Below are 13,537 nucleotides of genomic sequence, written 5' to 3'. Positions count from 1 at the left end.
GCCCTTGTGTGCTCTTCAGGCGAGGCCGAAGCGCCGGCGCGCGTTCTCCGTCGTGCGCGCCGCGAGCGCGTCGAAGCTCTCGCCGCGCAGCTCCGCGACGCGCCGCGCCGTGTGCACCACATACGCGGGCTCGCAGCGCTTGCCGCGCAGCGGGATGGGCGCGAGGTACGGGCTGTCCGTCTCGACGAGGATCCGATCGGGCGGCGCCCACGCGGCGACCTCGTGGATGGCGCGCGCGTTCTTGAACGTCACGATCCCCGAGAACGAGAGATCGAAGCCGAGCGCGAGCGCTCGCTCGGCGAAGGGCCGATCCTCGGAGAAGCAGTGGATGATGCCGCCGACCTCACGCGCGCCTTCCTCTTCGAGCACGGCGATCGTGTCCTCGGCCGCCTCGCGCGTGTGCACGACGATGGGCTTCTGGACGCGCCGCGCGAGCGCGATCATGCGCCGGAAGACCTCCTTCTGCGCCTCACGTGGCGAGTGCATGTAGTGGTAGTCGAGCCCGATCTCGCCCACGGCGCGGACACGCGGCTCGCGGGCGAGTCGCTCGAGCTCGTCTTCCATGGGACCGTCGAGGACACGCGCGTCGTGCGGGTGCAGGCCGACGGAGGCCCACACGTCGGGACGACGCGCGGCAAGCCCCGCGGCGAAGCGCGCCGGGCCGAGGTCCTCGCCGACCCCGATCACGACGAACGCCTCGACGCCGGCCCCGCGCGCTCGCTCGAGGACGGCGTCTTCACCTTCAGGAAAGTAGTTGGGATCGAGGTGGCAGTGGGTGTCGATCAACATCGTTCGTGGACCAACGACATGCTCGTCAGGTGACGAGCTCGGCGAACCGCGCGCGGAGGAGCGCGCTGCCCGCGTCGAGGGCGCAGCTCTCGCAATACCCCATCGCCTTCAGCCGATCGAGCGCGGCGAGCGCGTTCTTGCGTTGCTCGTCGCGCAGGCCGCCGACGAGGGGCTCGTCGCGCACGCCCTGGGCCGCGTGGTTCGCCCGATCGCGCAGCATGGCCACGAGATCCCGGCAGAGCAGCGCCACGGCCTTGCGACGCTCCGTGAACACGGCCTCGCGCAGCTTGCGGATCTGCTGCGGGAAGACGACGGCGTTGACGACCTTCTCGCCGGGGTGATCGATCGCCCATGCCGCGATCATCGCGATGAGCCCGCGGCGGTGATCGTCGTGCTTGCCGCGCACGCCGAGCAGGCCCTCGATCTCGCGCATCATGCGCTCGTCGGCGCCTTCGAAGTCGCCGGTGTGCGGGTTTCTGATCTTCTCGCCCTTCACCCACGCGCCGACGTGCTGCACGTACCGGTCGAAGAGCTCACCGTACCGCGTCTCGTCGACGAGCCCGCTCGCCGAGCGCATCTCCTCTTCGAGCGTGTCGAGCAGCCGCGCGCGCACGACGTCGCGGAAGAGCTTGTGATCATGGTAGCCGCCCGCGAGGGCGCGCTCTTTGAGCCAGTCGTACTCCGAGGTCCGCTTGCAGAGCTCGTCGAGCTCCGTGAGCACGGAGAACGGCGACAGGCAGCCGTGATCCCGGCTCTGCGCTGCATCGAGGAGCAACGAGCGGATCTCGCGCGGCGAGACGCCCGAACGTCCCTCGAAGTCGACGGTGGCGTCCGTCTCCTGATAGAGCGCGCGGATGTTCGCGCGGAGGAGCTTCTGCGAGTCGCCGTCGAGCCGCTCCGGCGGCGTTCCCGTCGCGTACGCTTCCATCTTCTCGGCGGCCGTCAACGACGAGACGATCGGCGCGAGCGCCTCGGGATAACGCTTCGCCTCGGGCTGCCGCATGCGCGTGAGCACGGCGAACTGCGCGGCCACGCGTGTCGCGTGCGGCGCGACGTGCCGCGTGACGAACGGCGCGATCTGCGCGTCGTAGATGCGCTGCTCGTCGAGGTAGCTCCTGAGGTAGGGCGCGCGGAGCAACTCGAAGCGACCGCGGAAGCTCGGGAACTCGGGGTGCTCGCGGAAGGCGTTCAGATGAACGTCGTTCGCGCTGCCGATCATGACCACGTTCGTCTGGATCGTCTGCTGCGGCAGGCTCACCTCCCCGGTTTCGAGCGTGAGCTGCAGGTAGCGGAACGCATCGAGTGGCCTCTTCAGGAGATCGCTGAACTCGAGCACGCCGCCCGAGGCCTCGACGAGATCGCCATGCGCCTCGAAGAGCGTCCGCGCCTGGAGCGCCGTGGGCAGCGCGGCGAGCGAACGATCGGCCGTGATCTGCCGTTCGCCCGCGTCGACGCTGAGCTCGGGACCGATGGTGACCGCGCCCGTGCGGTACCGTCGCGAGATGAACCAGCGCTCGACCTGGACGTGTCGCAACACATCGGCGAGCGAGCCCTCGTACGAGACGAGCAGCGCCTCCATGATCTGCTGGTTCTTGTGCGAGAGCTTGCCGCTCATGAGCCAATCGGGCGGCGCGTCGGCGATGCCGGCTTCGTCGTAGAGCTTCTTCAAGAGCTCGCGCCGCTCCGGCACCGGCAGCAAGAAGAGCGGATGATCCCGGAGCTCGCTCACGAGGCGCGCGTCGATCTGCGTGTCCTCGAGATGCGCGAAGCTCCCGCCGATCGGTGCCGCGGCCCCTTCGCCGCCGAACCCGATCGCGCCGCGTGTCGTCTTGCGGCTCGGGAACACCCAGTGAAACCGGTAGAGCGCGCCCTCGTCGAGCGTCGAGTAATGCTCGAGCGCGCGCAGGACGCAGCCGGCGATCGTGCTCTTGGCCGAGCCGTTCGGGCCGTGCATCAGGACGAGCCGATTCGCGCGGCCCTCCTGCACGAAGTTCGAGAGCGCGCGGTAGATCTCGCCCTGCAGCTCCTCGTGTCCGATGAGCGCCGCGTCGCGGCCGTGGTACGGGGCCCGCCGTCCATTCACGGACGACGCCCGGAGCGGCTCCGGTTCCCAGGGCAGATCGAAGAGGCGGTACCGCGTGCACTCGCCCCACGGGCGCTTGACCGGGTACGTCCCGAAGTGGTCGAACATGTCGCGCACATACCGGGCGGCATCACGCCCGTGGCGCGCGGGATCAGACGCGAAGAGCTCCAGGTACTCCTGGAAAGAGAGCAAGCGCCGCCCCGTCTGGAAGCGACGCTGCATCGAGGTGACCAGGTTGGAAAGCTCGGCCAGCGCGAGCTCGGACCGTCGGCTTGCCCGGGCGTCGGACTCTTTCACCCCGGGAGTTTAGCCCCCGGCTCACTTCACGTCGACGTCGACCTCGAGGTCCAGCTTCTCCATCAAGCAGTTCGCCGCGCTGCACACGCTCATCGAGAGCGTGCCGGCGATCTTCGCTTTGCCCGCCCGGGACGCCACGAACGGCACCTTGAACGATCCCTTCTTCTCGTCGAACGTCCCGTCCTCGCGCTTGAGCACGGGCTTCGGATACGTGAGGCCCTCGGGCGCGGGATCGACGAGCTTGAACTTGTACGGGTACTGATCGTTCATGTGATACGCGCCCTTCGGCACGATCGAGATCTCGAGCGTCCCTTCCTTGCCCGCCGCGTACGGGCCGGTCGCCTTCATTTCGACCGCGTACGAATCGCTCTCGGCCTTGGGGCCCTTCGCGACGACGGTCTTCTCGTCGCCGCGCTGCGTGGCGGCTTCGCTCCGGCCACATCCGGAGGCCAGCACGAACGTCAGGCCCGAGAGGGCCACGAGGCACGCGAGGGTGGAGACAGGGCGGCGCATCGAAGGCTTCTTCATGAGGGCTCGGAATACCACGGCGGTTTGCTCCTGACCACGGGCGGTGGGTCGACGAAAGGGCGTGAGCAGCACGGGTTCGACGGAAGGACCGCCCAAGCCATGCACGAGCCCGGTGTTCAGCGCGCGCCGAACGCCACGATCACCAAGGCGGCGAGCACGACGAACACGATGGCGAGAAAAAGCCAGCGTGGTCGTGTGGTCGGGATGGCGGCGGCGTCGTCCTCCGGGAACACGCCTTGCCCCGCAGCCGCGCCCGCGCCCGCGAAGGCGGCATCCATCGCGCTCAAGTCCCCGGCCGCGCCCTGCTCCTCTTCGAGCCGCGCGAGCACGCCGGGCAAACCCGCGCGGATGCGCTCGCCGAGCTCGGCCTGCGTCATGCGCGCCCACGCCACGTGGCTGCCGTCGAGCCCGTACGCGTGGCCGATCCGATCCGCGAGCGCGCCGACCGTGGGGATGCGCTCGCCGGGCTCCTTCGCGAACGCGTGATCCATCACCGCGTCGAGCGAGCGCGGGACGCCGTGCGCGCGGCCCACTTCGCTCGGCGGACGATGCGGGCGCGTCATGATGCTGAGCAGGATCTGCGGGCCGGATTTGCCCTCGTACGGGACCTTGCCCGTGAGGCACTCGTACGTGATCGCCGCGAGCGACCAGACGTCGGCGCGATGATCGAGCGAGGCGAGCCCCTGCGCTTGCTCGGGCGACATGTAGAACGGCGAGCCGATCGTCGTGCCGACCGCGGTGATCTTCTTCGCGCCCACGGAGTTGTCGCGGACGCTGCCGAAGTCGAGGAGCTTCACCTCGTCGCCGGCGCAGAGGAAGACGTTGTCGGGCTTGAGATCGCGGTGGACGATCTTGCGCTCGTGCGCGCCTTCGAGGCCGAGCGCGACCTGCGAGACGAACCGCACGACGCGCTCGGGCGGCAGCACCTTTTCGCGCCGCATGAGCACGCGGAGCTCCTCGCCTTCAAGGTACTCCATCACGATCACGTAGTTGTTCTCGGCGTCGTGCTCGAACGCGTGCACACGCACGACGTGCTCGTGCGGAAGGACCGCGCTCACCTCGAACTCACGCTTGAACCGCTCGATCGCCACCGGATCCTGCGCGACCTCCTCGTGCAGGATCTTCAGCGCGACCGAGCGCTTCTCCTCGCGGTCGAGCGCCTGGTACACGCGGCCCATGCCGCCCTCGGCGATGACGCGATAGATCTGGTAGCGCCCGCCGCACACCGCGCCGCCGACGCGCGGATCACTGGGATCCGGCTTCGGTGAGACCTCGTCGGTCCCCGCGAGCTTCTGCCCTTCGAGCGGGCAGAAGTCCGCGTCGTCTTCGTAGAGGCGATGGCAGGTGGTGCAGGCTTTCACGCGCCGCGAAGGATCGGACGAGACCGACGAATCGGAGGATCAGGCGCGTGACGACGTCGAGCTGCCCTCGACGGCGGCGTCGCCCTCCGGCGCTCTCACCGGCGCGGGCGTGTAGTAGAGGATGCGTCGGCAGTGCGGGCACTGCTCGAACTCGGCCTGCCGCAGCATCTTCTGGAACATCATCGGCGGGATCGTCAGGTGGCAGCCGAGGCAGGTGCCGTCATGCGTGGCCGCGATCGGATGCGGACGCCGCGTGCGCACGGATTCGTACCGACGGTAGAGCGTCGTCGGCAGCTTCTTCACCGCGAGCTCGCGCTCCTTCACACGCACCGCGCGTTGCGACTCGGCGTCGTCGAGCTGCCGCGTCGTGCCCTCCGCCGTGCCCTCGATCTGCTGCGTGAGGTTCTTGTACTTGGCGTCCGTTGCGTCGATCGACTTCTTCGCCGCCTCGGTCGCGGTGTTCAGGCGCTCGATCTCTTCCTCGCGATCGCGGTGCAGCTTGCGCAGCTCCTCGATCTCGCGCTGCGCGGCGTTGCTCTCGCGCTCGTTCCTCGATCGCGCGAGCTTCTCGCGCGATCGCTCGATCTGCTGCGTCATCTGTCGCAGCTCGACGCTGAGCTCGCTCCGCGTCTTCTCCATCTGCGAGAGCATCTCTCGGTCCGCCCGGAGGCGCTCCTCGAGAACCTTCGCCTCCGCCCGCATCCCCTCCAGGCTCCCCCGCTGCTTGCCGATCTGCTCTTCGAGCCTCCGCAGATCGTCGTCGATGGTCGCGAGCTCTTCGAGGGGTGCGATCTGGTCGCGGATACTCACGTGGATGCTCTGCTCCTTGCGAAAAGGGATAGGCCCACCTGGACTCGAACCAGGAACAGCCCGGTTATGAGCCGGGGGCTCTGACCGATTGAGCTATGGGCCCGTGTTCGCCGGATCGCCCTGGGGCGACCCGGGGGACAAGCTAGTCCAACATCGAGGCCGTTGGAAGGGGAGGTCCACACCATCGTGCACTTTGGGCTTGCTCCCCAGAAAGAGCCGTGCGGGCCCCTCACGCGCCCGGCCGGACCAAACCTCGAAGCATCGAACTTTCAAGGACTTTCCGGCGCAGGCTTGGAACGCTCGGGGACGTTCCGTGGCGGAAGGTTCATCCGGCCGAGCCTCGGCCGCTTGCCCACGGGCGCAGGGCCCGCCCGCCCCCCGTCCTTCGGGTCGGCGCAGCACCGGAAGCCCACCTGGTAGAAGCTGAACCACTCGTTGTGGGTCGAGGTGATCGGCCGGCAACGCGCGCGGATCGGCCCCCAGTAGCCGCCCTTCAAGGAGGAGCGGTACGGCGCTTCGAGGCGCTTGCCCTGGGTGTTGTCGACCCACTCGTCGACGTTGCCCGTCATGTCGTGCACGCCGAAGGGGCTGACGCAGCGGTGCATCTCGCCCGACGCGACGCGGCGATCGAGCCTGTCGACCTCGTCAGAGACGCGCAGGGGATCCGAGAAGGCATCAAAATCCGGTGGCTCGACGGGCCGGTCGATGTTGCAGGCCTCGGCGTCGCGGTCGGCGCCGTACGGGTAGGGCCACATGCCCGGGCCCTCGCAGGCGAACTCCCACTCCTCGACCGTGCAGAGGCGCTTGCCCTCGACCTCGCAGGCGCGCCGCGCCTCGTTCCAGTCGGCCATGACCGCGGGCTTGACCCCTTCCATGTTGGGGTACTCGTAGACGTCGATGCAGTAGCGCCGGCGCTCGAGCCTGCCTTCGCAGAGGACCTCGGGGCCGAAGCGCTCGCACACGTCCTTCACGTCCTCGCGATACTTCAAGCATCGATGCCCGACGAACGGGCAGTAGATGCCGTCGACGAGGACCATGCCCGGTCCACACGCCGTCGCGCTCTCCGGGCTCACTTGCACGTACGAAGGCGGCGGCGGTTTTTCCTTCGGCAAAGGCGCGGGCGGAGGCGGAGGTGGCGGAGGCGCTTCGATCGAGGCAGGCGCGGAGGCAGACGCCTGCGCATCACGTCGCTCGGCCGCGCGCGGCGAGAGGAGCAGCGCCGCGAGCCCGAGCGATCCCGCGAGCACGAGCGGAAACACGACCACCTCGCGAGGCTTCACTCGTCCTCACGCTCGCGATCGATCCACGGCTTCGGCGGCGGAACCTCCACGCCGTCGATCGTGTCCGCGCAGCAGCGGAAGCCCACCTGGTAAAACGCGAACTTCGGGCCGTGCGTCTTCGTCGAGAGCCGACAGGTGTTGCGCACCGGGCCCCAGTAGCCGCCGTTCAGCGTCGAGGGCTGGTTCGTCTCGGGATCGTCGGCGAGGTTGTCCGTCCACTCGTCGACGTTGCCGGACATGTCGTACGCGCCGAACGCGCTCATGCACGCCGGGTGCGAGCCGATCGGATCGGCCTGCCAGAGCCGCGCGATCTCGGCCTCGCGCGTGCGCTCGTCGATGATCGCGTTCACGTCGAAGGGGATGGCGGCGCGATCGACGTTGCACGGGCTCGGCTGGCGCACGAAGCCCCACGGGTACGGCAAACGTTTCGGTCCCTCGCAGGCGAGGGTCCACTCGGAGCGGCGGCACAGCCGTTTGCCCACGGACTGGCAAAGTTCTTTGGCCTCGAACCAATTCACGTAGACGCGCGGGCTCTCGCCGACGCGGTTCGGCCACTCGTGACGATCGATGCAGTACCGGCGTGGATCGGGCTCGCCGCGGCACGGCACCCCGCGGACGTACTCGGCGCAGCCATGGCCGAGCTCGCTCGATCGACGGGCACACCGGTACTCGAGCTTCGGGCAGAAGTCGCCCTCGACGAGCGCCATGTCGGACGGGCAAGCGGCGCGCACGGCCGGATCGGCGGAGAAACGATCGGCCGGCGTGAACGCGGGCGCCGCGGGTTCTGCGGGCGCTTCGGGCGCGCGGGGGGATGGAGCTTCGGGCAACGGCGCCGCGGGCTCGGATGCGGCACGCGGTGCCGAGCGGAACGACACGGCCGAGGTGCGCGCGACCAAAGCAAGACCGCCGACCACGACGCCGACGCCCACCGAGATGATCACGCTCCTCGTCGTCGTACCCACGAGCTCTGCAGGGCTTCTCGATCGCTGCCCGTCATGCAAGTAGAACCGAGGAACCGCGAGGGGGAAAAATTTCGGGCGAGCAGGCGCGGCAAAGCCGGCCCCCGTGCCGTGAAACGCGTGGGGCGCCCAGGGGAGCGGTTGGTCCTCGCGGGACGACGGAGAGCCCGGAAGCCGTGGACAACACGGGAGCCGCAGCACGATGAGCGTGCTAGGTGTCGCGAGTCCATGGATCGCCTGGTCATTCGCGGCGCTCGCCAGCACAACCTCAAGGACGTCAGCCTCTCCCTCCCGCGTGATCGCCTGGTCGTCATCACCGGCCCGAGCGGCTCGGGGAAGTCGTCGCTCGCGTTCGACACGATCTACGCCGAGGGACAACGACGTTACGTAGAGTCCCTTTCGGCGTACGCGCGCCAGTTCCTCGAACAGCTCGCCAAGCCCGACGTGGAGTCGATCGAGGGGCTCTCGCCCGCGATCGCCATCGAGCAACGCGCGCTCGCGAAGAGCCCGCGCTCCACGGTCGGGACCGTCACGGAAATCTCGGACTACCTGCGCCTGCTCTTCGCCCGCGTCGGCACGCCGCACTGCCCGAGCTGCGGCGCGCGTATCGAGGCGCAGACGGTGCAGCAGATCGTCGATCGTATCCTCGGCCTCGGCGAAGGCGCGCGCGTCACCGTGCTCGCCCCGATCGCCCGCGCCCGCCGCGGCGAGCTCAAGCTGGAGCTCGATCGCCTCCGCCGCGAAGGTTTTGTGCGCGCACGGATCGATGGAGAGGTCGTGGACCTCGGCGACGAGATCGTCCTCGATCGGACGAAGGCGCACGACCTCGACGTGGTGATCGACCGCATCGTGGTGAAGGAGGGCGTGAAGGGCCGGGTCACGGACTCGGTCGAGCTCGCGCTGAAGCTCGGCGAAGGCCGGCTGCTCGCGGATCCTTCGACCGAACGATCGCGCGCCGAACCGATCTGGATGAGCGAGCGTTTCGCCTGCATCGCCTGCGGCATCTCGCTGCCGCCGATCGAGCCGCGGATGTTCTCGTTCAACGGCCCGCACGGCGCCTGCCCTGCGTGTGACGGCATCGGGTTCCGCACGCGGATCGATCCGGAGCGCGTCGTGCCGGATCCGAAGCGCACGCTGCGCGAGGGCGCGATCGTCGCATGGGGTCGGCGCGGCTCGCTCGCGCTCTCGACGGAGACCGAGCGGGCGGTGAGCTCGCTCGGCGTGAACCCCGACGTGCCGTTCCGTGATCTCTCGGAGGCCGATCGAAAAGCGCTGCTCTTCGGCGCGGAGGCGACGGCGGCGAAGGGTCGGAAGAAGGCGAAGGAGGGCTACGAGGGGATCGTGCCGCGGCTCGAGCGGCAGCTCGAACAGGGCGACGGCGTGATCTCCGGCGAGGACGACGACGATCTCGACGACGACGTCGCGGGCTCGGAGGACATCGGAAGGTACGCGGTCACGCGCGTCTGCGACGTCTGCAAGGGCAAGCGCCTGCGGGCCGAGGCGCTCGCCGTGAAGATCGCGGACAAGAACATCGCCGACATCGGCACGATGGCGCTGCGCACGGTGCGCGCGTTCCTCGAGACGATCGCGCACAAGGACGGGCCGCTGCAGCCGCGCGAGCGGGCGATCGCGGAGCCGCTCCTCCGCGCGGTGATCGCGCGGCTCGGCTTCCTCATCGACGTGGGCATCGACTACCTCACGCTCGATCGATCGGCGCAGACGCTCTCCGGCGGCGAGGGACAACGCATCCGGCTGGCGACGCAGATCGGCGCGGCGCTCGTGGGCGTGCTGTACGTGCTCGACGAGCCGAGCGTGGGCCTGCACGCGCGGGACAACGCGCGCCTGCTCGAAGCGCTGCGCAGGCTCGTGGATCTCGGCAACAGCGTGGTCGTGGTCGAGCACGACCGGGACGCGATCCTCGCGGCCGATCACGTGGTCGACATGGGCCCCGGGGCCGGCGTGCACGGCGGCAAGGTCGTGGCCGAGGGCACGCCCGCGGAGATCGCGAAGAACCCGCTCTCGGTCACCGGGCCCTGGCTCTCGGGCGACAAACACCTTCCGATCCCGACGAAGCGTCGCAAGGGCGACGGGCGCGTGATCAAGCTCGTGGGCGCGCGCGCGCACAACCTCACCGGCGTGAACGTGGAGATCCCCGTCGGCGTGCTCTGCGCCGTCACGGGTGTCTCGGGCTCGGGCAAGTCGAGCCTCATCGTGGACACGCTCCTGCCCGCCGCGCGCGCCGCGCTCTACCGCACGAGCGCGCCGATCGGCGAGTGCGACGGCATCGAGGGCCTCTCGCACATCGACAAGGTCATCTCCATCGATCAGGCGCCCATCGGGCGCACGCCTCGGTCGAACCCGGCCACGTACACCGGCGTCTTCAGCTTGCTGCGCGAGATCTACGCCGGTTTGCCGGAGTCACGCGCGCGTGGCTACAAGGCCGGGCGCTTCTCGTTCAATGTGAAGGGCGGACGCTGCGAGGCGTGTCAAGGCGATGGCGTCCTCCGCGTCGAGATGCACTTCCTGCCGGACGTGTTCGTCACGTGTGAGACCTGCGGCGGCAAACGGTACAACCGCGAGACGCTGGAGGTGCTCTACCGCGGCATGTCGATCGCCGACGCGCTCGAGCTCACGGTCGATCAGGCGATCGAGCAGTTCGAGGCGATCCCGCGTGTACGCGAGCGGCTCCTCGCCCTCGCGCGTGTCGGGCTCGGCTACATCCGGCTCGGACAACCGGCGACGACGATCTCCGGCGGCGAGGCGCAACGCGTCAAGCTCGCGCGCGAGCTCGCGCGCAAGGCCACGGGGCGCACGCTGTACGTCCTCGACGAACCCACGACGGGCCTGCATTTCTCGGACATCGAGGTGCTCATCGGCGCGCTGTCGAGCTTGCGCGACGCGGGGAACACGGTCGTGGTGATCGAGCACAACCTCGACGTGGTCGCGTGTAGCGACTGGGTGATCGACATGGGGCCGGAGGGAGGCGAGCGCGGCGGCGTGGTCGTGGCGTGCGGGCCGCCGGAGCACGTGGCCGGCGTCCCGGAATCGCATACCGGGCGCTACCTGCGCGAGGTCCTCGAATCCGGGCGCAAGCGGCCGGGAAAGCGCTCGAAGTAGAGACAGCGGCGACGGACCTGGGGTAGCGCCCCGCCCGAGCGGGGCGCGTAGGGGGTTGGGCCGAGCCCAACCCCCTCCACAAAACCCCTCGACCAAAGATCAGCCGTAGTCTTTTTCGGCGCGCTCCTGATCCTCTTTGCAGCGGATGCAGAGGCTCGTCTCGGGGCGGGCTTCGAGGCGCTTCTGCGCGATCTCTTCCTCGCACTCCTCGCACTGACCGAACGTTCCGTCCTCGATCTTGATGAGGGCCTTCTCGATCTTGTCGAGGAACGACTTCTCCCGGCCGCGGAGCCGGAACGTGAAGGATTGCAGATACTCGCTCGACGCGAGGTCCATCTCGTCGGGGAGATCGCTCGCGTCGAGGGCCATGTCCTCACTCAGCGTCTGCTTTGCTTTCTTGACGATCTCGTCCCGCTTCGCCTCGAGCAAAGCCTTGAACTTCTTGAGCTGGGCCTTGTTCATTGTGCAATTCCCTCGACGTGTCGCCCTTCGGGTGCCCCCCGCCTCATGCAATCCGGGCACCTCGACGAAGTACGGCTAGAGACGGACGAATGCCGTCCATTTCCGGCCCTCCCGTGAAGGAGGGCGCGGAAGGCTAGGCGACGGATTCCCTGACGTCAACCACGGTCGAGACCGGCCGAGATGCGTGTTTGACGACTTCCTCTCGACGTGGGACAAAACCTTCCACCTTGCTGGAATTCGACATCAACCGAAAAACGAGTGAACCCCGCGATGCCGCCACCGTCGTCGTCATCCGCGACGGTGCCCAGGGGCTCGAGGTCTTCTGTGTGCGGCGACACGCGAAGTCCGCGTTCATGGGCGGGGCGCTCGTCTTTCCCGGCGGAAAAGTCGATCCGTCGGACCTCGATCCCGCCTGGGAAACCGCGGCGACCGCCGCGGACGCGCGGGTCCTCTCGATGGCCACCGAGCGGGCGAGCGCCCTCGCGCTCTGCATCGCGGCATGCCGGGAGACGCTGGAAGAGGGGCGGATCCTGCCGGTCACGCCCGCGGCCGCCGGCCCGGAGCTCGATGCCCTCGCGGCCGAGCTCGTCGCCGGGAGCCGCCTCTTCGACGCGCTCGTCCGGCGCGGAAAGCGTCTTTTGCTCGATACGCTCGCCCCGTTCGCGCGGTGGGTCACGCCCGAGGCAGAGTCCCGTCGGTTTGATGCTCGCTTCTTCCTGCTCCCTTTGCCCGAGGGACAGGAGGGACGGCACGACGATCACGAGACCACGATGAGCCTCTGGGCCCGGCCGTCGGACGTCCTCGACGCCGCGGCGGAAGGGCGTTTCTTTCTCGCGCCGCCCACGTCGCGCACCCTGGAATTGCTCGCGGGCGAGCGAGACGTGCACGGTGCGCTCGCCCTCGCCGCGCGGCAGTCGCTCCTGCCGATCTGCCCGGTGTTCGTCCCGGGCGAGGGCGACGCTCCGCCTTTCATCGCTTTGCCCGGTGATCCTGCACACTCCGTGAGGGAACAGCGGGTCGCCGGTCCGAGCCGCTACGTCCTGCGTGATGGCCGTTTTGCTGCCGAGGACGCGCCTGAGTTCGGCAAAGGATTCGCTTCTCCCGATGTGCCGGGGGTCGAGACGAGCCTCGACGAGCGGGACGTTGCGACTTCGGTGGACGATGGGGGTTCGGGGACTTAGCTCCCTTTTGTCGGAGCTAGAGCCCCCGAGAGAGTGGACTGGGCCGAGGAGGCCGGAAGTCATGGAAGCCAAAGAAAACACGACGCCGACCACGACCACGACGACGAATCAGCCGGAGCTGTTCACCGCGAGCGACGTGGCGCGGTTTTGCCAGGTGGATCTGAAGACCATCCACAACTGGGCAGACAAGGGGGAAATCCGGCATTTCCGGACGCCGGGCAGGCACCTGCGCTTCCGGAGGCTCGACGTCCTCGATTTTCTGCGGAAGTACGGCTATCCGATCCCCGAGGTGCTCCGCCTCGGCAAACCCAAGGTCGTGGCCGTCGACGACGATCCGGTCGTCCTCGCCTCGCTGCGCAAGGCCCTGAGCAAGCGCTTCGAGCTGACGACGTTCCAGGATCCGTTCGACGCGCTCGTGGCCGTCGGCAGCATCCAGCCCGACGCCATGGTCTTCGACGTCCGGATGCCGGGGCTCGACGGCGTGAAGTGCCTCGAACGGCTGCGGTCGATCGACACGACCTCCCACATCCGCTGCATCGTCTACTCGGACGCCGAGGAGATGAAGAAAAACGCGACGGAGGCCGGGGCCTACGACTTCATCAAGAAGGGCGAGGCCGCGGAGCTGCGCGACTCGCTGGAGCGGCTGATGGGCCTCGAAAGGGAGTGAGGC

11 protein-coding genes and 1 tRNA gene are annotated in these 13,537 nt (G+C 68.7%); 3 read left to right on the top strand and 9 right to left on the bottom strand.

Annotated features, from left to right (window positions below; all coding sequences use genetic code 11):
* Positions 1–15 precede the first annotated feature (15 nt).
* From QHF84_RS32665 to QHF84_RS32630, 8 genes are all read right to left on the bottom strand, one after another.
* A complete protein-coding gene (locus tag QHF84_RS32665; RefSeq protein WP_281317406.1) occupies positions 16–789 on the bottom strand; it encodes a TatD family hydrolase in 774 nt (257 codons plus the stop codon).
* Positions 790–814: 25 nt separating this feature from the next.
* Positions 815–3,169, bottom strand: coding sequence for a serine protein kinase PrkA (locus QHF84_RS32660; RefSeq protein WP_281317405.1), 2,355 nt, complete (start codon positions 3,167–3,169; stop codon positions 815–817).
* A gap of 21 nt (positions 3,170–3,190) precedes the next feature.
* Complete coding sequence (locus QHF84_RS32655) at positions 3,191–3,697, bottom strand: hypothetical protein (protein WP_281317404.1); 507 nt, start codon at positions 3,695–3,697, stop codon at positions 3,191–3,193.
* A gap of 116 nt (positions 3,698–3,813) precedes the next feature.
* The gene (locus QHF84_RS32650; protein ID WP_281317403.1) at positions 3,814–5,058 is read right to left on the bottom strand and encodes a serine/threonine-protein kinase; all 1,245 of its coding nucleotides are present in this window, start codon (positions 5,056–5,058) and stop codon (positions 3,814–3,816) included.
* A gap of 39 nt (positions 5,059–5,097) precedes the next feature.
* Positions 5,098–5,868 (bottom strand): C4-type zinc ribbon domain-containing protein, encoded by a 771-nt coding sequence (locus tag QHF84_RS32645; protein WP_281317402.1) that lies wholly within the window; start codon positions 5,866–5,868, stop codon positions 5,098–5,100.
* Positions 5,869–5,897: 29 nt separating this feature from the next.
* Positions 5,898–5,971: transfer RNA gene (locus tag QHF84_RS32640), tRNA-Ile, on the bottom strand.
* Positions 5,972–6,137: 166 nt separating this feature from the next.
* Positions 6,138–7,148 (bottom strand): SUMF1/EgtB/PvdO family nonheme iron enzyme, encoded by a 1,011-nt coding sequence (locus QHF84_RS32635; RefSeq protein ID WP_281317401.1) that lies wholly within the window; start codon positions 7,146–7,148, stop codon positions 6,138–6,140.
* Positions 7,145–8,110 carry an SUMF1/EgtB/PvdO family nonheme iron enzyme gene (locus QHF84_RS32630; protein ID WP_281317400.1) on the bottom strand — a complete coding sequence of 322 codons (966 nt, stop codon included), beginning with the start codon at positions 8,108–8,110 and terminating at the stop codon, positions 7,145–7,147. The genes QHF84_RS32635 and QHF84_RS32630 overlap by 4 nt, the downstream gene beginning before the upstream one ends.
* Positions 8,111–8,335: 225 nt before the next feature.
* On the opposite strand from QHF84_RS32630, the gene uvrA reads away from it, so the two are divergent.
* Positions 8,336–11,224 carry an excinuclease ABC subunit UvrA gene (gene uvrA, locus QHF84_RS32625; RefSeq protein ID WP_281317399.1) on the top strand — a complete coding sequence of 963 codons (2,889 nt, stop codon included), beginning with the start codon at positions 8,336–8,338 and terminating at the stop codon, positions 11,222–11,224.
* Positions 11,225–11,323: 99 nt separating this feature from the next.
* Here the strand turns inward: uvrA and QHF84_RS32620 are convergent, their stop codons facing one another.
* A complete protein-coding gene (locus QHF84_RS32620; RefSeq protein WP_153817702.1) occupies positions 11,324–11,686 on the bottom strand; it encodes a TraR/DksA C4-type zinc finger protein in 363 nt (120 codons plus the stop codon).
* Positions 11,687–11,913: 227 nt separating this feature from the next.
* On the opposite strand from QHF84_RS32620, the gene QHF84_RS32615 reads away from it, so the two are divergent.
* Complete coding sequence (locus QHF84_RS32615; protein ID WP_281317398.1) at positions 11,914–12,867, top strand: hypothetical protein; 954 nt, start codon at positions 11,914–11,916, stop codon at positions 12,865–12,867.
* A gap of 61 nt (positions 12,868–12,928) precedes the next feature.
* A complete protein-coding gene (locus tag QHF84_RS32610; protein WP_281317397.1) occupies positions 12,929–13,534 on the top strand; it encodes a response regulator in 606 nt (201 codons plus the stop codon).
* Positions 13,535–13,537: the final 3 nt, after the last annotated feature.

It is taken from the genome of Polyangium sp. y55x31 (assembly GCF_029946505.1).
Lineage (GTDB): Bacteria > Myxococcota_A > Polyangia > Polyangiales > Polyangiaceae > Polyangium.
The sequence above is the reverse complement of the archived record's forward strand: the minus strand, read 5'-3'. Positions and strand labels throughout refer to the sequence as shown.